The following is an 18,073-nucleotide window of genomic DNA, read 5'->3' as shown; positions in this document are numbered from 1 at the left end:
TCAGCCGGCGACCAGTACCCGGATGGCCTCCAGGCGCAAGGCGGCCTTGTTCAGCGCGGCCATGCCGTCTTCGCGCTGCTGGCGCAGGGCGTCGATTTCGCTGTCGCGCACGCTCGGGTTGACGGCCTTGAGCGCTGTCAGGCGCGCCAGCTCTTCGTCAGCCTCGGCGGCCAGGCGTTGCTGGGCCTGGGCAACCCGCTCCTCATGGACCGGGATGACCTTGGCTTCACCTGCGCTGATGCGCTTGGCCAGGACATCACGCTGGGCCTGGACGAACTTGTTGGCGCTGGCCTTGGGCACGCTTTCAAGCTGGTCGTTGAGGGTTTCGAAGGCCACGCGCGGGGCCAGGTCGTTGCCATTGGCGTCGAGCAGGCAGCGCAGCGCCGCCGGTGGCAGGTAGCGGCCCATCTGCAGGCTGCGCGGGGCGACCACTTCACTGACGTAAAGCAGCTCGAGCAGCACGGTGCCGGGCTTGAGCGCCTTGTTCTTGATCAGCGCCACGGCGGTGTTGCCCATCGAGCCGGACAGCACCAGGTCCATGCCGCCCTGCACCATCGGATGCTCCCAGGTGAGGAACTGCATGTCCTCGCGCGACAGCGCCTGGGCGCGGTCGTAGGTGATGGTCACGCCTTCGTCGTCGCCCAGGGGGAAGCTGGCGTCGAGCATTTTCTCGCTCGGTTTGAGGACCAGGGCGTTCTCGGAATGGTCTTCGCTGTCGATGCCGAAGGCGTCGAACAGGGTTTCCATGTAGATCGGCAGGGCGAACTGGTCGTCCTGCTCGAGAATTGCCTCGACCAGCGCCTGGCCTTCGCCGGCACCGCCGGAGTTGAGCTCCAGCAGGCGGTCGCGGCCGGTGTGCAGCTCGGCTTCCAGGCGCTCACGCTCGGCGCGGGCTTCGCCGACCAGCTTGGCCCAGCCCTTGTCGTCGCCACCGGCCAGTTGCGCCAGCAGGCGCGGGCCGAACTGGTGCTGCAGGGCGTTGCCGGTCGGGCAGGTGTTGAGGAAGGCGTTGAGGCCTTCGTGGTACCACTGGAACAGGCGTTCCTGAGGGCTGTCCTGCAGGTACGGGATGTGCAGCTCGATGGTGTGCTTCTGGCCGATCCGGTCGAGGCGGCCGATGCGTTGTTCGAGCAGGTCCGGGTGCGCCGGCAGGTCGAACATCACCAGGTGGTGGGCGAACTGGAAGTTGCGGCCTTCACTGCCGATCTCGGAGCAGATCAGCACCTGGGCGCCGAACTCTTCATCGGCGAAGTAGGCAGCGGCGCGGTCGCGCTCGAGGATGCTCATGCCTTCGTGGAATACCGTGGCCGGGATGCCGGAGCGCACGCGCAGGGCGTCTTCCAGGTCCATGGCGGTTTCGGCGTGGGCGCAGATCACCAGGACCTTGGTGCGCTTGAGCATCTTCAGGGTGTCGATCAGCCAGTCGACGCGCGGGTCGAAGCGCCACCAGCGCTCATCGTCGCCGGGCTCGCCCTGGGCCTGGAAGGCCACTTCCGGGTACAGCTCGGCACGCTCGCCGGATGGCAGCGCGGCATACGGCTCGGGGTTGGCCAGCGGGTAGGGGTGCAGTTGGCGCTCGGGGAAACCCTGGATCGCCGCGCGGGTGTTGCGGAACAGCACGCGGCCGGTGCCGTGACGGTCGAGCAGCTCGCGAATCAGGCGCGCGCTGGCCTGGCTGTCGCCATCGGTAACGGCGGCCAGCAGGGCTTCACCCTCGGCGCCCAGGAAGCCCTGGATGGTGGCGTGGGCTTTCGGCGACAGGCGGCCTTCGTCGAGCAACTCCTGCACCGCCTCGGCCACCGGGCGATAGTTTTCGCTTTCGGCGCGGAACGCGGCCAGGTCGTGGAAACGGTTGGGGTCGAGCAGGCGCAGGCGGGCGAAGTGGCTGTCCTGGCCGAGTTGTTCAGGGGTGGCGGTAAGCAGCAGCACGGCCGGGACGACTTCGGCCAATTGCTCGACCAGGGCGTATTCGGCGCTGGCCTGTTCTTCGTGCCAGACCAGGTGATGGGCCTCGTCGACCACCATCAGGTCCCAGCCGGCGGCGAACAGCGCGTCCTGGGCCTTTTCATCGTCGACCAGCCATTCCAGGGCGACCAGCGCCAGCTGGGCGTCTTCGAATGGGTTGGTGGCGTCGCTTTCGATGAAGCGCTCGGCGTCGAACAGGGCGACCTGCAGGTTGAAGCGGCGGCGCATTTCCACCAGCCACTGGTGCTGGAGGTTCTCCGGTACCAGGATCAGCACGCGGTTGGCGCGGCCGGACAACAGCTGGCGGTGGATCACCAGGCCCGCTTCGATGGTCTTGCCCAGGCCTACTTCGTCGGCCAGCAGCACGCGCGGGGCAATACGGTCGGCCACTTCGCGGGCGATGTGCAACTGGTGGGCGATGGGTTGGGCGCGCACGCCGCCCAGGCCCCACAGCGACGACAGCATCTGTTTGCTGGTGTGCTGCAGGGTGTTGTAGCGCAGGGAGAACCACGACAGCGGGTCGATCTGGCCGGCGAACAGGCGGTCACTGGCCAGGCGGAACTGGATGAAATTCGACAGCTGTGTCTCGGGCAGTACATGTGCCTGGTTCTGGGCGTCGATGCCGTGATAGATCAGCAGGCCGTCGATGACCTCAACTTCGCGCACGGTCAGCTTCCAGCCCTCGAAGTGGATGATCTGGTCGCCTGGCGAGAAGCGCACGCGGGTCAGCGGCGCATTGCGGAGCGAGTATTGGCGGGTTTCCCCCGTCGCCGGGTAGAGCACGGTCAACAAGCGACCATCCTCGGCCAGGATGGTCCCAAGTCCGAGCTCTGCTTCGCTGTCGCTGATCCAGCGTTGCCCCGGTTGATACTGCTGCGCCATACTGCCTGAACTCCCGCGATGAAAAAGCCGAGTATGTTAACGGATCGGCTGCGCCAGACCAATGAATGTGAAGAGTCTAGCGCTTTCATCGACGAACACCGTCCCGTCACGAGGGCCAAGCGCCAACATGGCTGCCAAGCACCGCTGGTTGAACCTATCCCTGGCCATTGGCAGTTTCACGCTGCTGGCCGCCTGTGAACAGAAAACCTTCGAAGTATTGCCGCCGATTCCGGTCGAGCAGCTGGAAGTGCTGGGCGTGCAGACCCCGATCAAGAGCGTGCATTTTCATGACCGCGAGGGCGAAGGCCTGCTGGTGCTGAGCCGGGTCGACGGCCAGGCCAGCGACCCGGATACCGAGGAGGAGGTCGACAAGGTGGTGCTCAAGGCCACGTTGTATGGCCGTGCCGCCAGCGCAGAGGTGTTCAAGCCGCGCTGGCAGATCGAGCAGGAAACCACCTGCGCCGGCCTGGACCTGGATGTCGACTTCTATACCGATGTCAGTGACGTCAGCGACCTGAACAAGGACGGCGTCGCCGAAGTGACCGTGGCCAGCCACGCGTTCTGCGGCGGTGGCATCGACCCGCACGATATCGCCATCGAGATGCGCGAAGGCCAGGCGGTGTACAGCATTACCGGGCAGTCGCTGATTACCCCGGCCGGTGAAGAGCCCTTCGGTGGCGAGCGCGAGGACAGTGCCTCGCTGAAAAACGCCCCGCAGGTGCTGCGCGAGCATATGGACGCGGTCTGGCAGCAGGTCTACAAGCGGCCGTGGAGCGAAACCAGCGCGCCACCGGACGACGACCCTGACGGCGAAGACCAGTAACAGCACCCGTGCGGCGTTGTGATGCGCCGCTCACCTTTGCCCACAGGCGTTCAAGGCGGCGTGGCGCCGGCCGACACAGTGGCTACAGGAGAACATTCCATGCTGCCGCCCATCATTCCGCTCAGCGCCGCCCCGGTGACCTCGCAACAGGATCCGGTCAAGCCGCCACCGGCCATCCCGCCGGTGGTGCCGACACAACCGGCTGCCGGCGAAGGGGCCATCGACCTCAAGCACCATCGTGACCCCGCAGAGCGCGCCCTGCTGTTGCGCGAGGAACAACGGCGCCAGCAGCAACAGCGCAACCAGGGGGACGCAGAGCACGCTGTGGTCGTGCCCGGCGAGGAACTCAACGCCGACAACACCGTGCCCGTGTCGCCGCTGGGCGAACGCACGCGCCAGGGGCTGCTGGTGGACATCGAAGTCTGAAGCGCCGAGGTGTTTTGCTGCAAAGCCTAGTCAGCGCTCATGCTTGCCTTCATCATGAGTGCCTCTGCTGTCCGTCGAGCCCGCCATGAGCCAAGACAATCTGATCGACTTCGGCGCTGAACGCGCCAAACGCATCCATGACCTCAAAGACAAGCGCCTGAACGACATGCGCCAGGCCTTCGAACAGGCCATGCCGCTGGCCTCCGGGAAAAAGAAAAAGCCCAAGGGCAAACCCAAGAAGCGCTGAAACTTGATGCAGGTCAACCCTGCACCCGCCTCGCGTGCCCGGCCCCGGGCACCATTGACGCTGGTCAATTTCCCCTCGCCTGCCTTTGGTTAATGTGCACTCATCGGATGACGGCACACCAAGGGAGGGGCCGACATGTTCTTCGACAACGTGGTTATCGCCGGTGTGGTGACGGTCGGGCTGATGTTGGCCTTCTTTGCCGGTCTGGGCATTTTCATCTGGAAGGATGCGAACAAGCGCAAACAGCGCTGATCCTTCCCGATTCACGAGCACGCAAGGCATTTAGGGCGACTTCGGTCGCCCATTTTTTTTGCCTGTAGGAGCGGCCTTGTGCCGCGAACGGGGCGCGCAGCGGCCCCAAATTCTCGTTGGTGGCAAAGATCGCTGGGGCTGCTTTGCGCCCCGTTCGCGGCACAAGGCCGCTCCTACAGGGGACTGTCGGCTCACTTAGATGATTAGCTAGCTAATTAATCGTCTGCGCTTTATCCTTCCCCCAGTTGTCTATCGTTCTTCTCATACCGTCTGCTCCCGCAAGGTCCGATTCGTGCCCATCACCTTCCAGGCCCTGTTCGCCCCCAGCAGCCTCGCGCTCAAGTTCGCCATCAAGACCCTGCTTGGCGGTGGCCTGGCGTTGTGGCTGGCGATGCGCTGGGGCCTGGAGCAGCCGGCCTGGGCGCTGATGACGGCGTTCATCGTCGCCCAGCCGCTGTCGGGGATGGTGATCCAGAAGGGCCTGGCACGCTTGGCCGGCACGCTGGTCGGTACCTTCATGTCGGTGGTGTTCATCGGTGCGTTCGCCCAGACGCCCTGGCTGTTCCTGCTGGCGCTGGCGCTGTGGCTGGCCCTGTGTACCGCCGCTTCGACCCAGTTGCGCAGCGCCTGGGCCTATGCCTTCGTGCTGGCCGGCTACACCGTGGCGATCATTGCGCTGCCGGCGATCGACCACCCGTTGCAGGTGTTCGACCAGGCGGTGGCGCGCTGTACCGAGATCTGCCTGGGCATCTGTTGCGCCACCGCCACCAGTGCGCTGATCTGGCCCATGCGGGTCGAGCAGCAGCTTGCAGGCCAGGCGCGACAGGCCTGGCACAACGGGCTGCAGGCGGCCAGCGCCATGCTGGGCGGTGAGGATGAAGCGCGCAAAGGGCTGCTGGAAAGCCTCGGGCGCATCGTGGCGATAGACGCCCAGCGCGAGCATGCCTGGTTCGAAGGCAATCTTGGTCGCCAGCGGGCCAAGGCGATCCAGGGGCTGAGCCAGAAGCTGATGGTGTTGCTGCGCATCTCGCGCTCGGTGCGCCGGCAGTGGCGTCAGCTCGATGAAATCGAGGCCGGGCATCTGGCGCCATGGCTGGAAGAGGTGCGCACGCTGCTGGCCACCCCCGAACAGGCCAGCCTGCTGGTGTTGCGCCAACGGGTGTGGGGTGCCGCCCAGGGCACGCAAATCAGTTCCGCCGAGCATTACTGCCTGGCGCGCCTGGCGTTGCTGCTGGACTACGCCATGGCGGCCACCCAGGCGCTCGCCGACGTGGAGCAGGGCCGGGCACCCAAAGAGCAGGTGCAAAGCCTGGCGGCGCACCGTGACCTGTCCCTGGCCCTGCTGTTCGGCTCCCGCAGTGCCCTGGCGTTCCTGGTGATGAGCAGTTTCTGGCTGGCCACCGCCTGGCCCTCGGCGCCGGGCGGCCTGGTGCTGACTTGCGTGGTCTGCAGCCTGTTCGCCAGCCGCGAGAACGGCGCGCAGATCGGCCTGAGCTTCTTGCGCGGGATCCTGCTGGCGGTACCCGTGGCGTTTCTGGTCGGGCAGATCCTGCTGCCGCAATGGAGCAGCTTCGCCATGCTCTGCCTGGGCATGGGCGTACCGTTGTTCTTCGGCGCCCTGGGTATGGCCCATCCGCGCACCGGCGCTACCGCCACCTCCTATTGCCTGCACTTCATCGTGCTGGTGGCACCGCTCAATACCATGCATTTCGATGTGGCGAGCATGCTCAACAGTGCGCTGGCCATGCTGATTGGCGTGAGCGCCGCGGTATTGGCATTCCGCCTGCTGGTGCTGCGTCACCCGGCCTGGCTGGGCCGGCGCTTGCGCGCGGCCACCCAGGGCGACTTGGTGCGCCTGACCCGGCGCGACCTGCGCGGTGCCGACAGCTGGTTTGGCGGGCGCATGGCCGACCGCCTGATGCAACTGGCGCGGCATGCCAGTGAGTTGCCGCAGACCGAGCGCCAGCGTTGGGACGAGGGCCTGCACAGCCTGGATATCGGCGACGAACTGGTGCACCTGCGCATGTGCCTGGCCGTGGCCCAGGCGCCTTTGGCCAACGCCGAGCGCCAGTACCTGCAGCAGCTTGAGGCGGTACTGGCGAGCGGCCCGGCGCCGGGCCGTGGCGCGCGGCTGGATGCCGCCAGCGCACAATTCATCGAGGCCCTGCAGGGGCAACCGCCCAGCGATGCGCTGCGCCTGGCCGAGGGCGCGGTACTGCAGTTGCGCAAGAGCTGGGGCAAATGGTGCCGCTGGCAGGAGGATGCCTATGGGGTTGCGTGAATGGGCGCTGGGTGGCGTGCTGCTCAGCCCGTTTCTGATTTATGTAGTGCTGGCGCTGCTGCTGACCGGGCTGCTGCGCTTTGTGGTGCAGGCCACGCCGCTGGGGCGCTGGATCTGGCACGAAGCGCTGTTCGATACGGCATTGTTCGTTTGTGTCCTGTACCTGGTGGTGCGTTCGCTAGGTCCTCTGTAAGGAGTAAGTCCATGCGTACAGCCGTACGTATCCTGGTCACCCTGTGTGTGGTGATCCTCGCCGTCTTCGCAGGCTTCAAGCTCTGGCAGTACTACATGCTCACCCCTTGGACCCGGGATGCCCGGGTGCGCGCCGATGTGGTGGTGATCGCCCCTGATGTGTCCGGTTGGGTGAGTGCGCTGAAGGTGCACGACAACCAGCAGGTCAGGGCCGGTGACCTGTTGATGACCATCGACCGCGAGCGCTTCCAGGCCGCCTTCGACCAGGCCTCTGCGGTGGTCGAGACCCGCACCCAGCAAGTGCGCCTGCGTGAGCGCGAAGCGGCGCGGCGTACCGCCCTGGGGCCGGAGGCGATCAGCGCCGAGCTGCGCGAAAACGCCCAGATCAATGCGGCCGTTGCCCGGGGCGAGCTGCACGAGGCCGAGGCCCAACTGAAGGTGGCGAAGATCAACCTGGCCCGCAGCGAAGTGCGCGCACCGCGCAGCGGGCACATCACCAACCTGCGCCTGGCGGAGGGCAACTTCGTCACTACCGGGCAATCGGTGATGGCGCTGGTGGACGATGCCACGTTCTATATTCAGGCGTACTTCGAAGAGACCAAGCTGCCGCGCATTCGCGTCGGCGACCCGGTCAAGGTGTGGCTGATGGGGGCGGGTGAGGCGATGAACGGGCATGTGCAAAGCATCAGCCGGGGCATCACCGACCGCAACTCGACGCCTGACGGGCAATTGCTGCCGGAGGTGGAGCCGACCTTCAACTGGGTGAGGCTGGCGCAGCGTATCCCGGTGCGGATACAGCTGGACCAGATCCCTGTGGGGGTGAACCTGAGCGCAGGGATGACCGCAAGCGTGCAGGTGCGTGAGGATCAGGTCGAGCGGTAAACGCATCGGCAGCCATCGCGGGGCAAGCCCGCTCCCACGTGTTCGGTTAAGCCAGCACGTGGGAGCGGGCTTGCCCCGCGATGGGCTACTTGCGTCAAGGCTGCTGTGCGGTCGCCGCCAGCACGATCTCGCGAATGCACACCTGCTGCGGCTGCTGGTACGCCCAGAGGATCGCGCCCGCCACATCCTCCGCCGTCAGCACCACGCCGCCCATGTCGTTGGCTTTCCAGGCCTGATAATCGCGCTTGATGCCTTCGTCGGTGGTATGCCCGAGCAGCTCGGTCTCTACTGCGCCCGGGGCGATGATCACCACCCGCACGTTGTGCGGCGCCAGTTCTTCGCGCAGGTTCTCCGACAGGCCGTGCACGGCAAACTTGCTGCCGACATAGGCCACATGGTTGGGGAAGGTCTTGCGTCCGGCCACGGAGCTGACGTTGATCAAGGTGCCGTGGCGACGCTCACGCATGCCGCCGACCAGCGCGTGCACGCCGTTGAGCAGGCCTTTGACGTTGATGTCGAACATGCGCTCCCACTGCTCCGGGTCCTGTTCGTGCATTTGCCCCAGCAGCATCACCCCGGCGTTGTTCACCAGCGCATCGGCCGGGCCATGCAAGGCTTCGGCTTCGTGTACGGCGGCCACCAGCGCCGCGCGGTCGCGAATATCCACGGCGCGGCACAGGCAGTTGGGCAGCGCCAGTGCCTGCAAGCGCTCCAGGCGCCGGGCGATCAGCAGCAGCGGGTGGCCGGCGGCGGCGAACAGGCGGGCAGTGGCGGCGCCGATGCCGGAGCTGGCGCCGGTGATGATGATGAGGGGCTTGTGCATGATGGCCTCCGAGGCATAATCGTTTTCGATGGTCGAAATTCTAGGTAGTGCTGCAAACCTTGAAAAACGGCTTTTTTCTTTGGCTGGCATCGGTTTTAACTATGGATATCCGTCATCTCAAGGCGTTCATCGCGGTGTTCGAGGAGCGCAACATCACCTTAGCCGCCCAGCGCCTGTGTGTGGCCCAGCCAACGCTGTCGGTGACCATTCGCCAGCTGGAGGATGACCTGGGGGCCGAGCTGTTCGTACGCCAGGCCCGTGGCGTCGAGGTCACCGAGCAGGCCCGTGCACTGTATGCCCAGGCCTGTCGCATGGTGGCCGAGGCCGAGGCCCTGCGCCGGCGTTTCCGCCAGGGGCGCGAACAGGTGCCGCTGACGCTGGGGGTCGAGGCGGACATCGCGCCGGCCCAGGTCGAGGCTTGCGTGCGTCTGGCCAACCAGGCGGTGGAGCGGCTGCAACTGACCTTGCTCGAAGGTTGCGCCGGCGATGCGCGGTTGGCCGACGAGGAGCAGCGCTGCGAGGACGAGTTGTTTCTGCCGCTGTGGGAGGAGGCTTTCGTGCTGGTGTCGGCCACCGGTAGCCAACCGGATGGGCGTTGGATCAGTTGCCCGCAGCACCCCTCTCACCAACGCCTGATGGCCGCTTATGGCGAAGGTGAGCAGGTGGGGCAGGCCGCTTCGCTGCAGCAGGCGCTGGCCATGGTGGCAGCCGGCCTGGGCACGGCGTGGCTGCCGCAGTCGTTGGCCGAGCGCCACCCTGGGGTGTATTGGCAACCAGGCCCTGGGCTGGCGCTGCGCCGCCGGATCGGCCTGTGCCTGACCCGCGAGGCCCTGGCGCTGCCGGCACTGGCCAGCCTGCACCAGGCACTGGGCGGTGGTTAGAGGAACATGCCGCCGGAGACTTCCAGGCGTTGCCCGGTGATCCAGCCGTTACCGTCTTCGAGTAGCAAAGCGACGGCCGCGCCGATGTCGTCGGGCACTCCGACCCGCCCCAAGGCGGTATTGCCCGCGATGAAGTCGTTGACCTGCGGGTTGTCACGTACCACGCCACCGCCGAAATCGGTCTCGATGGCGCCCGGGGCAAGAATGTTGACGCGAATGCCACGGGCACCCAGTTCCTTGGCCTGGTAGCGGGTCAGCACTTCCATCGCGCCTTTCATCGCCGCATAGGCGGCATAGCCGGGCAGGGCGAAGCGGGTCAGGCCGGTGGAGATGTTGACGATGCGCCCGCCATCGGCGAGCAACGGCAGCAAGCGTTGGGTCAGGAAGAACGGGCCCTTGAGCTGGATATTCAGCAACTGGTCGAACTGTGCTTCGCTGGTGTCGCTGAACGGCACATTCAAGCCGATCCCGGCGTTGTTCACCAGGAAGTCCAGCTGCTTGCTACCGAACTGCTGCAGGGTGTCGCCCAGGCGCTCGACGAAGGCGGCGAAGCTCGAACTGTCACTGACATCCAGTTGCAGCATGGCGGCGCGTACACCGGACGCTTGCAGCGTGGCGGCCACGGCCTGGGCCTCGTCGGCCTTGCTGTGGTAAGTGCCGACGATGTCGATGCCGCGGGCGGCCAGGTGTTGGGCAGTATTGCGGCCCAGGCCGCGGCTGGCGCCAGTGATCAGGGCAATCTTGCGAGTCATGTCGGTTACCTCATGGGCGATGGCTGTTACGGACAGGTTATTGATCGGTCGATGGCTGTTAAATCCAGCAAAACCGGAAATACTGTTCGTCTTTTCAGGACAAATGAGGTGGCGGATGAACAAGCTGGAGCTCTTGCGCACATTCGTCCGGGTCAGCGAGCTGAGCAGCTTCACCCTGGCCGGCGACAGCCTGGGGCTGCCGCGTTCGACCGTCTCCGAGCAGGTGCGGGCGTTGGAGCAACTGCTCGGCACGCGCTTGTTCAATCGCACCACGCGACGGGTGCAGGCCACCCAGGATGGGGTGCTGCTGTACGAGCGCAGCAAGGACCTGCTGTCGGGGATGGACGAGATCGAGGGCCTGTTCCGTGCCGACGACGCCGAGCTTGCCGGCTGCCTGCGCATCGACTTGCCGACCATGATGGCGCGGCGGGTCATCGTGCCGGCATTGCCAGAGTTTCTTGAGCGTTTTCCACGGCTTGAAGTGGAGATCAGTTGTACCGACCGCCAGGTGGATCTGCTGCGCGAGGGCTTTGATTGCGTGATGCGCATCGGTGCCTTGAGCGACCTGGACGTGGTCGCCCGGCCGGTGGGGCACTTGAGCATGCGCAACTGCGCCAGCCCCGCCTACCTCGAACGCCACGGCGTGCCGCGCAGGCTCGAAGACCTGGCGGGGCACCGGCTGGTCCACTACGTGCGCAGCCTTGGGGCGCGCAGCCAGGGCTTCGAGTACCTGCACGGCGGCGAACTGCGCTACCAGGCCATGGCCGGGGTGGTGACGGTCAACAACGCCGAGGCCTATTCCGCCGCCTGCCTGGCGGGCCTCGGGCTGATCCAGGTACCGGCGGTGGGCGTTGCCGAGCACCTGCAGCGTGGCGAGCTGGTCGCGGTGCTCGAGCCGTGGCAGGCACCGGCCATGCCGGTGTCGCTGTTGTATGCGCGCCAGCGCCATGTGCCGCGGCGGGTCCAGGCGTTCATGAATTGGCTGGCGGCGTTGCTGGCGTCGCAGGTCGACCCGCCGCCGGGCTGAAAATCCTTGGCATTTGCGGTAGGCTGGCATCCGCGCGTTGCCCGTCAGAGGCAACCGTTCCCGCCCGGCGTGCGTCACTTCCGAATTTTTTGTGAGGTTACGTCATGGCCATCAGTTCCCAGGACATCTGCAACGCCGCCGATCAGCTCAAGGGCTTCGTCGGTTTCCACGGTAAGCGCGGCACCCATATCGTGCGTTTCTCTGAAGACGCCTTCGGCATGGACGTGGCCGACGACAGCATCACCCCTTGCAGCGAATTCGTCTGGCGGCCCGAAGCCGAGCAGCGCATGGCCTTGTGCCGCGAGCGCCTGGCGTTGCTGCTCGACCAGCATGTGGATGACCGGCTGAATATTGGTGAGCCGCTGCGCCTGTACCTGCGGCGCACCGACCTGCCGGAAATCGTCGCTGATCGACGCCTGCGCTGAGCCCGCCTCAGCCGGCATCGTGGCGCTGCTCATGCCCTGCCAGCAGCGCCTCGAAGCCTTCACGGTCCACCGGGCGGCTCAGGTAGTAGCCCTGCACCTCGTGGCAGCGGTCCTTGCCCAGCGCCTTGAGCTGCTGCTCGGTTTCCACGCCTTCGGCGGTGACGGTCAGGCCCATGGCCTTGCCCAGGTTGATGATTGCCTGGACCACGGCTCGGTCATTGCCGCTGTGGTTGTTCAGGCCGGCGATGAAGCGTTTGTCGATCTTGATGCTGTCGAAGGGGTAGGTGCGCAGGTAGCCCAGCGATGAGTAGCCGGTGCCGAAGTCGTCCATGTTCAGGCGTACGCCCAGCTCCTTGAGGGCGAGCATGGTGCCCAGGGCGCCTTCGATGTCGTTGAGCATGACGTTCTCGGTGATCTCCAGCTCCAGGCGCTGGGCCGGAAAGCCGGTTTGCAGCAAGGCTTCGCGCACATCGGCCACCACGTCACTGCGGGAGAACTGTGCCGGGGACAGATTGACCGAGACCAGCAGTTCGTCGGGCCAGTCGCGGGCGGCTCTGCAGGCTTCGCCAAGCACCCAGCGGCCAAGCGGGACGATCAGGTCGCTCTGTTCGGCCAAGGGGATGAAGGTGTCGGGGCCGAGCAGGCCTTCCTGGGGATGCTGCCAGCGCAGCAGCGCCTCGACCGAGACGATGCGCAGGTCATCCAGGCGATAGCGTGGTTGGTAGTGCAACACGAATTCGTGCTGTTTGATGGCGCGGCGCAGGTCGTTCTCCAGCTGGCGACGGTACTGGATCTGCTGGTTCATTTCTGGCGAGAAGTAGCGCCAGGTGTTCTTGCCGTCGGCCTTGGCCTGGTACAGAGCGATGTCGGCGCAACGGATCAGCTCGCCGGCATCGAAGCCCTGGGTGCGGGTCTGGGCGATACCCAGGCTGGCGCCGATGTGCAAGGGCTGGTCGTCGAACAGGATCGGTTGCTGCAGGCGCTCGATAAGGCGTGCGCAGAAGCGGTCGATTTCGTTGCGGTTGTCCAGGCCATGCAGCACCAGGACGAACTCGTCACCGCCCAGGCGCGCCACCAGGTCATCGTCGCGGGTGGCATCGCGCAAGCGCGCGGCGACCTCCTGCAGCACCGCATCACCGGCGGTATGGCCGAGGGAGTCGTTGATCAGTTTGAAACTGTCCAGGTCGAGCAACAGCAGGCTCAGGGGAGGGCTGTCATTGCCACGCAGCAGGGCCTGCTCCAGGTGGCGCGAGAGCTTGTTGCGGTTGGCCAGGCCGGTGAGGGCGTCATGCATCGACAGGTGCTGGATGCGCGCATGGGCGGCGACTTCGTCGGTGATGTCGCTGGCGGTGCCGCGAAAGCCGGCGAGGCGGCCGTCGAACAGGATCGAGCGCGCCGAGATCCGGCAATAGCGGCTTTGCCCGTTGGGGTCGTGGTAGGCGCAGCGCAGGTTGGCCATTTGCTGCGGGTCGCTGTCGGTCTGGGTGTCGAGCCAGGGCAGCAGGGGGGTGGTGTCGCAGGACAGCAGTTGGTTGAGGGGCTGGCCGAGCCAGTCTTCGATGCGGTAGCCGGTGACATTGACGAAGCGTTGTGACAGATACGTCAGGCGGTGATGCCGGTCGGTTTCCCAGATCCAGTCGGATGCCGCTTCGGCGACGGCGCGAAAACGCTGTTCGCTGGCTTCCAGTGCCTGGTTGCTCTGTTGCAGGCGCAACAGGCTCTGGTCGATGGCTTTGGAGCTGTGCAAGGCATGGCGGAACAGGTACAGCAGCACCAGGCCCATCACCAGCAGCACGCCAAGCAGCGGTGGCAGGAAGGCCCAGAGCAGCTGGCGACCGGGCTGTGGGCTGTTCCAGGCCAGGTGATAGCCGGTGTCGCCCAGGTCGATGTGCGGCTGCGGGCGGGCATCTGCAACATTCTTCTCCAGGCGCATGCCGGCCAGGCCGGCGCCCTCGCCAAGCTGGGTGAGCTTGGCCTCGGTCAACTGGTCGATGAACAGCATGACGGGAGCCTGGCGGACCTCGCCTTCGAGCACATCCTTGTCTGGGCGTACTGCGGCGGCGCTGAGCACCGCCGGCCAGCCGTTGAAGCGCACGAACCGGGTAATCTGTTCACGGGCCGGCGCTGCGTTGCGCGCTTGCGCGAGGATCGGCGCGAGCGGCGCGTCCAGGTAGGCAGTGGCGGGTGAGTCGGTGGGTTTGCCCTTGAACAGGGCGTAGGTGGTGCCGCCATCCTCGACCACGAACACCCCTTCGTAGCCGCTGGCGCTGTACAGCGATTCGCCGACGTTCTTCTCTTCATAGGCCCATTGCCAATCGACTTTGCCGACCAGGTGCTCGTAGGCGGCATCCCATACCGCGTAGCTGGAGAGGAACTGGCGTGAGGCCAGCAGTCTTTGCTCCAGTGCCTGGGTGGCGTGGAAGCTGCTGCGCTCCTGCTCCTGGCGGTCCAGGGTGGCGGCAATGTTGAACAGGGCGCCAAGGGCTATGAGGCAGGCGAGGCCGAACAGGGCGCAGAAACCGCCGACCAGGCGGCGTACCTGCAGATGCGAGGTGAGGCGGGGGGCAGAGCTGTCGACATTCCTGTCCATGCGCGTGCGGCTCCTTGAACTGCAGCCTTCCGCCCAGGGGCTGGAGGAAGGTTCAGTCAGGATAGGCCAGCCTGAGCGCCGTGACTTCGCCGCGGGCGAAATTGACCTGGTCGCGGCCCTGATGCTTGGCGGCGTAAAGCGCTTGGTCGGCCTCCTGCAGCCAGTGCTCGGGTGTGTGCAGGCCAGGGTGGAAGGCCGACAGGCCGATGCTCAGGGTGATGCGCAGGTCTGGAAGCTGCGGGTTGCGGTAGGCCGCGACCTGCTCGCGCAGGCGTTCCATGGCCAGGCAGGCCTGGGCCTGCTGAGCGCCGGGGAGGATCACGCAGAACTCGTCGCCACCATAGCGTCCGGCCTGGTCGTCGTCGCGCAGGTTGCGCTTGAGCGCCTGGCTGAGCTGGCGCAGCACGCAGTCGCCGACCACGTGGCCGTAGGTGTCGTTGATGGCCTTGAAGTGGTCGATGTCGATCAGGGCAATCACGGCAGGCAACTGTTGCTGCTGACAGGCCTGGAACCTGAGCAGCAGCAGGTCCTTCCATGAGCCGTGGTTGAGCAGGCCGGTGAGGCTGTCGGTGCGGCTCAGGGCGCTGAGCCGGCGCTTATGCTCGGCCAGCTTGATCGCCAGTTGGTAGCAGACCCAGCCCAATGCCAGCGGATAAAGGGTGAGCATCGGCAGGCAGGCCAGGACCTGCAAGGGTGTGGTCTGCGTCTGCAGGCCGGTGCCGAGCAGGGCGCTGGCCAGCACCATGCCGCCGGCCTGGGCCAGCAGGCCGCGCAGCAGCATGCGCTTGCCCCCGGCGGCAACGTTGTTCATGGTCATCATTGACAGGATGGTGACGCTGGGCAGGGGGTTGAACTGCATGGCTGCGGTCCAGAAGCCCCCCATCATCGAGTCGAGTACAAGGTTGCGCTGTTCGGCCTGGTAGGGGGTGGCCGAGCGACGTGCCCACTGGTACGCCAGGTGTGGCCAGGCGATGCCGTTGAACAGCAGCAAAGCCCAGGCCCAATGCGGTAGCTGCAACGGCGCGACGGCGGCCAAGACACTGAACAGGCCGATACCCAGGCCGATGATGCGCGGCAGGTAGATGCGCCTGACGAAAGAAAGCCCCTTACCGCTGCGGTTGTCGATCATGGTTGTCGTTCTTCTGAGGTGCGCCGTTTATCGCATAAGTTGCATGAATATTGTTGAACAATCATTCATGGGCTAAGAATGGCCTTGCAAGCCAATTCACGGTTGATGCGACCCCCGTGGAGTAACATGAAGGCTTTCCTGCTGCTCGGAGTGTTCCTGCTCATGGCACCCATGGCTTCATCGGCTGGCGAGCCGGCACCGCACCTGGACGGGCGCTTTCATAACCAGGCCGAACTGCCCCGGGACGGCGTGTGGAAGAAGCTGCGTATCGGCTTCAAGTACCTGTTGCTGCGCAAGCCGCCCGAGACTCGCCCGGCCACTGCGCCGGGCCTGCAGCCCATGACCCGCCAGCAGGTGCTCGATGCACCGGACCACAGCCTGTGGCGGCTGGGCCACTCCACGGTGCTGCTCAAGCTGCGCGGGCGCTTCTTCATCACCGACCCGGTGTTTGCCGAGCGCGCCTCGCCGGTGCAGTGGGCCGGGCCCTTGCGCTTCCACGCGCCACCGCTGGCGCTTGATGACTTGCCAGCGCTGACGGCGGTGATCCTTTCCCACGACCATTTCGATCATCTTGATGAGGACGCGATTCGCCGCCTGGCGCCACGCACCGAGCACTTCCTCGCACCGCTGGGCGTTGGCGACCTGCTGATCGACTGGGGAGTGCCGGCGGCCAAGGTCCGGCAGCTGGACTGGTGGCAGCAGGCCGAAATCGAAGGGATACGTTTTGTCGCTACGCCTGCGCAGCACTTTTCCGGGCGCGGCCTTTTCGACAGCAACCGCCGGCTGTGGGCGTCCTGGGTAATGATCGATGAGGGGCTGCGATTGTTCTTCAGCGGTGACACCGGGTATTTCGAAGGTTTTCGTGAAATCGGTGAGCGCTATGGGCCGTTCGATCTGACGTTGATGGAGACGGGTGCCTACAACCTGGCCTGGCCCAATGTACACATGCAGCCTGAGCAGAGCCTGCAGGCGCACCTGGATCTACGAGGGCGCTGGTTGCTGCCGATTCACAATGGCACTTTCGACCTTTCCATCCATGCCTGGGAAGAGCCCTTCGAGCGTATCCTGGCGTTGGCCAATGCCGCGCAGGTGCAATTGAGCACCCCGCAGATGGGCGAGCGGGTCAGCCTCGACTCGCCGCACGCCGGGCAGAACTGGTGGCGACCGCAGCCGCTGCGTCGGCAGGGCAAGTCTGCCCAGCGGGCGGTAGCTGCGCGCTAGCTAGTTTTCGTTTGCCGGCGGTTTCTCCTTCTTTAATAGCTGCGAAGGCGGCTTGCCGCTGTCGCTGCGTACCTGGGCATGGCTGATCAAGGCGAAGATGAAGCTGCCGCCGATGATGTTGCCGGCCAGGGTGGGCAGGGCGAAGTCGAGCCAGAAGGCGCGCCAGGTTTGTTCGCCGGCCCAGACCAGGTAGGACACCTCGACCGAGCCCACGACTATATGGGTGAAGTCGCCCAGCGCCATCAGGTAGGTGATCATCAGGATGATCCAGATCTTGGCGTGCTCCATGGACGGGATCATCCATACCATGGTGGCGATCATCCAGCCCGAGACGATGCCCTTGGCGAACATCTGGCTGGTGTCGTTTTCCATGACCTTGCGGCCAACGTCGAGGAAGGCGATATCGGTCTTGCTGTCGAAGATCGGCAGTTCGAGCATCACCCAGGCGACCAGCAGGGTGCCGGCCAGGTTGCCGAGCAGGACGATGGTCCACAGCCGCAACAGGCGGCCGAGGTTGGCCAGGGTAGGGGTGGTCATCACCGGCAGCACGGCAGTCAGGGTGTTCTCGGTAAACAGCTGCTGGCGGGCGAGGATGACTGCCAGGAAGCCTGCGCTGTAACCGAGGCTGGCGATCACCTGGGCGCTGTCGCCCTCGGGCAGGCGGGCGTAGAACAAGCCCATCGCCATCAATGACAGGCCCATGGTCAAACCGGCTGCCAATGCTGACCACCACAGCGCGGCGAGCGTGCGCTCGAGCTCCTGGTCACCCTGGGCGCGGATGATCTCGTGCAGCACTGCCGCGCGGGGTGGCTGGTTGTGGCTTGCTTCCTGCTCTTCGTCCGCCGACAGGCCAGGGGTCTTGTCGCTTTGCGCATCGCTCATGATTGCCAGGCTCCGCAGGGTGTTTATCTACAGAGCGAAAGGGGCGGGCAATAGTTGCCAGGTGCCGTCCGAAAAGTTTTTCAGGATCAAGGTGTTGACTCTGAGTTCAAAGCGCGTATTATTCGCATCCTCGCAGCGTTGAACGCCGCAGAGCAAGCAGTAAGTTGTTGAAGTTGAAGGTGTTTTAAAAGAAGCAGCTTCGAAAAAATACTTCAGCAAGGCGGTTGACAGCAGGTTGTAACGCTGTATGATTCGCCTCCCGCTACGAGAGATCGCAGCGAGTTAAGCGGTTGAAGCTAAACGAGTTTCTCGGAAAAAACTTCAAAATAAACGCTTGACAGCAAATGAGGAAAGCGTAGAATGCGCGCCTCGGTTGAGGCGAAAAGCTCTTAG

General features: G+C 65.2%; 17 protein-coding genes. 11 read left to right on the top strand and 6 right to left on the bottom strand.

All coding sequences use genetic code 11. The features are described from left to right. Positions 1-2,847, bottom strand: a complete 2,847-nt coding sequence (gene rapA / locus DM373_RS26825) for an RNA polymerase-associated protein RapA (protein ID WP_110996405.1) — start codon at positions 2,845-2,847, stop codon at positions 1-3. A gap of 127 nt (positions 2,848-2,974) precedes the next feature. Between rapA and DM373_RS26820 the strand changes: the two genes are divergently transcribed. The 7 genes from DM373_RS26820 (at position 2,975) to DM373_RS26800 (ending at position 7,950) form a co-directional block, all read left to right on the top strand. Further along, positions 2,975-3,670, top strand: coding sequence for a M949_RS01915 family surface polysaccharide biosynthesis protein (locus DM373_RS26820; protein WP_110996404.1), 696 nt, complete (start codon positions 2,975-2,977; stop codon positions 3,668-3,670). A 99-nt stretch (positions 3,671-3,769) separates the two neighbouring features. Beyond that, on the top strand, positions 3,770-4,096 hold the full coding sequence (locus tag DM373_RS26815) for an aspartate-semialdehyde dehydrogenase (protein ID WP_110996403.1): 327 nt from the start codon (positions 3,770-3,772) through the stop codon (positions 4,094-4,096). A gap of 85 nt (positions 4,097-4,181) precedes the next feature. Further along, complete coding sequence (locus DM373_RS29030; protein ID WP_167409876.1) at positions 4,182-4,343, top strand: hypothetical protein; 162 nt, start codon at positions 4,182-4,184, stop codon at positions 4,341-4,343. A gap of 135 nt (positions 4,344-4,478) precedes the next feature. Beyond that, a complete protein-coding gene (gene ccoM, locus DM373_RS29475; protein ID WP_279630498.1) occupies positions 4,479-4,595 on the top strand; it encodes a cytochrome c oxidase subunit CcoM in 117 nt (38 codons plus the stop codon). A gap of 292 nt (positions 4,596-4,887) precedes the next feature. Continuing rightward, the gene (locus tag DM373_RS26810) at positions 4,888-6,876 is read left to right on the top strand and encodes an FUSC family protein (protein WP_110996402.1); all 1,989 of its coding nucleotides are present in this window, start codon (positions 4,888-4,890) and stop codon (positions 6,874-6,876) included. Continuing rightward, entirely contained in the window at positions 6,863-7,069 is a 207-nt protein-coding gene (locus tag DM373_RS26805) for a DUF1656 domain-containing protein (protein ID WP_110996401.1), read from the top strand. Before DM373_RS26810 ends, DM373_RS26805 begins: the two co-directional genes overlap by 14 nt. Before the next feature lie 11 nt (positions 7,070-7,080). Continuing rightward, positions 7,081-7,950 carry an efflux RND transporter periplasmic adaptor subunit gene (locus DM373_RS26800; RefSeq protein WP_110996400.1) on the top strand — a complete coding sequence of 290 codons (870 nt, stop codon included), beginning with the start codon at positions 7,081-7,083 and terminating at the stop codon, positions 7,948-7,950. 94 nt (positions 7,951-8,044) lie between these two features. Here the strand turns inward: DM373_RS26800 and DM373_RS26795 are convergent, their stop codons facing one another. Further along, positions 8,045-8,773, bottom strand: coding sequence for an SDR family oxidoreductase (locus DM373_RS26795; RefSeq protein WP_110996399.1), 729 nt, complete (start codon positions 8,771-8,773; stop codon positions 8,045-8,047). Positions 8,774-8,874: 101 nt separating this feature from the next. On the opposite strand from DM373_RS26795, the gene DM373_RS26790 reads away from it, so the two are divergent. Continuing rightward, the gene (locus tag DM373_RS26790; protein ID WP_110996398.1) at positions 8,875-9,654 is read left to right on the top strand and encodes a LysR family transcriptional regulator; all 780 of its coding nucleotides are present in this window, start codon (positions 8,875-8,877) and stop codon (positions 9,652-9,654) included. Here the strand turns inward: DM373_RS26790 and DM373_RS26785 are convergent. Beyond that, positions 9,651-10,406: an SDR family NAD(P)-dependent oxidoreductase gene (locus DM373_RS26785; protein WP_110996397.1), complete on the bottom strand. Its 756-nt coding sequence runs from the start codon at positions 10,404-10,406 to the stop codon at positions 9,651-9,653. The genes DM373_RS26790 and DM373_RS26785 overlap by 4 nt on opposite strands. 115 nt (positions 10,407-10,521) lie before the next feature. Between DM373_RS26785 and DM373_RS26780 the strand changes: the two genes are divergently transcribed. Beyond that, positions 10,522-11,433, top strand: a complete 912-nt coding sequence (locus DM373_RS26780; RefSeq protein ID WP_110996396.1) for a LysR family transcriptional regulator — start codon at positions 10,522-10,524, stop codon at positions 11,431-11,433. A gap of 104 nt (positions 11,434-11,537) precedes the next feature. Continuing rightward, on the top strand, positions 11,538-11,858 hold the full coding sequence (locus tag DM373_RS26775) for a DUF2025 family protein (RefSeq protein ID WP_110996395.1): 321 nt from the start codon (positions 11,538-11,540) through the stop codon (positions 11,856-11,858). 7 nt (positions 11,859-11,865) lie between these two features. On the opposite strand, the gene DM373_RS26770 is transcribed toward DM373_RS26775, so the two are convergent. Next, positions 11,866-14,448: a bifunctional diguanylate cyclase/phosphodiesterase gene (locus tag DM373_RS26770; RefSeq protein WP_110996394.1), complete on the bottom strand. Its 2,583-nt coding sequence runs from the start codon at positions 14,446-14,448 to the stop codon at positions 11,866-11,868. 52 nt (positions 14,449-14,500) lie between these two features. Then, on the bottom strand, positions 14,501-15,577 hold the full coding sequence (locus tag DM373_RS26765) for a diguanylate cyclase (RefSeq protein WP_110996393.1): 1,077 nt from the start codon (positions 15,575-15,577) through the stop codon (positions 14,501-14,503). A gap of 126 nt (positions 15,578-15,703) precedes the next feature. Between DM373_RS26765 and DM373_RS26760 the strand changes: the two genes are divergently transcribed. Further along, complete coding sequence (locus tag DM373_RS26760) at positions 15,704-16,798, top strand: MBL fold metallo-hydrolase (RefSeq protein ID WP_110996392.1); 1,095 nt, start codon at positions 15,704-15,706, stop codon at positions 16,796-16,798. Here DM373_RS26760 and DM373_RS26755 read toward each other — a convergent pair whose 3' ends face one another. Further along, positions 16,799-17,680, bottom strand: coding sequence for a formate/nitrite transporter family protein (locus DM373_RS26755; protein WP_110996391.1), 882 nt, complete (start codon positions 17,678-17,680; stop codon positions 16,799-16,801). Positions 17,681-18,073 lie beyond the last annotated feature (393 nt).

Origin of the sequence: Pseudomonas sichuanensis (assembly GCF_003231305.1) — a bacterium.
Classification (GTDB): domain Bacteria; phylum Pseudomonadota; class Gammaproteobacteria; order Pseudomonadales; family Pseudomonadaceae; genus Aquipseudomonas; species Aquipseudomonas sichuanensis.
The sequence above is the reverse complement of the archived record's forward strand: the minus strand, read 5'-3'. Positions and strand labels throughout refer to the sequence as shown.

What these genes read in the sequence shown, in the direction of transcription:
- rapA (WP_110996405.1), bottom strand. Translation starts at nt 2,847, where the DNA reads ATGGCGCAGCAGTATCAACCGGGGCAACGCTGGATCAGCGACAGCGAA.
- DM373_RS26820 (WP_110996404.1), top strand. Translation starts at nt 2,975, where the DNA reads ATGGCTGCCAAGCACCGCTGGTTGAACCTATCCCTGGCCATTGGCAGT.
- DM373_RS26780 (WP_110996396.1), top strand. Translation starts at nt 10,522, where the DNA reads ATGAACAAGCTGGAGCTCTTGCGCACATTCGTCCGGGTCAGCGAGCTG.
- DM373_RS26790 (WP_110996398.1), top strand. Translation starts at nt 8,875, where the DNA reads ATGGATATCCGTCATCTCAAGGCGTTCATCGCGGTGTTCGAGGAGCGC.
- DM373_RS26770 (WP_110996394.1), bottom strand. Translation starts at nt 14,448, where the DNA reads ATGGACAGGAATGTCGACAGCTCTGCCCCCCGCCTCACCTCGCATCTG.
- DM373_RS26785 (WP_110996397.1), bottom strand. Translation starts at nt 10,406, where the DNA reads ATGACTCGCAAGATTGCCCTGATCACTGGCGCCAGCCGCGGCCTGGGC.
- DM373_RS26760 (WP_110996392.1), top strand. Translation starts at nt 15,704, where the DNA reads ATGAAGGCTTTCCTGCTGCTCGGAGTGTTCCTGCTCATGGCACCCATG.
- DM373_RS26765 (WP_110996393.1), bottom strand. Translation starts at nt 15,577, where the DNA reads ATGATCGACAACCGCAGCGGTAAGGGGCTTTCTTTCGTCAGGCGCATC.
- DM373_RS26800 (WP_110996400.1), top strand. Translation starts at nt 7,081, where the DNA reads ATGCGTACAGCCGTACGTATCCTGGTCACCCTGTGTGTGGTGATCCTC.
- ccoM (WP_279630498.1), top strand. Translation starts at nt 4,479, where the DNA reads ATGTTCTTCGACAACGTGGTTATCGCCGGTGTGGTGACGGTCGGGCTG.
- DM373_RS26775 (WP_110996395.1), top strand. Translation starts at nt 11,538, where the DNA reads ATGGCCATCAGTTCCCAGGACATCTGCAACGCCGCCGATCAGCTCAAG.
- DM373_RS29030 (WP_167409876.1), top strand. Translation starts at nt 4,182, where the DNA reads ATGAGCCAAGACAATCTGATCGACTTCGGCGCTGAACGCGCCAAACGC.
- DM373_RS26815 (WP_110996403.1), top strand. Translation starts at nt 3,770, where the DNA reads ATGCTGCCGCCCATCATTCCGCTCAGCGCCGCCCCGGTGACCTCGCAA.
- DM373_RS26795 (WP_110996399.1), bottom strand. Translation starts at nt 8,773, where the DNA reads ATGCACAAGCCCCTCATCATCATCACCGGCGCCAGCTCCGGCATCGGC.
- DM373_RS26805 (WP_110996401.1), top strand. Translation starts at nt 6,863, where the DNA reads ATGGGGTTGCGTGAATGGGCGCTGGGTGGCGTGCTGCTCAGCCCGTTT.
- DM373_RS26755 (WP_110996391.1), bottom strand. Translation starts at nt 17,680, where the DNA reads ATGAGCGATGCGCAAAGCGACAAGACCCCTGGCCTGTCGGCGGACGAA.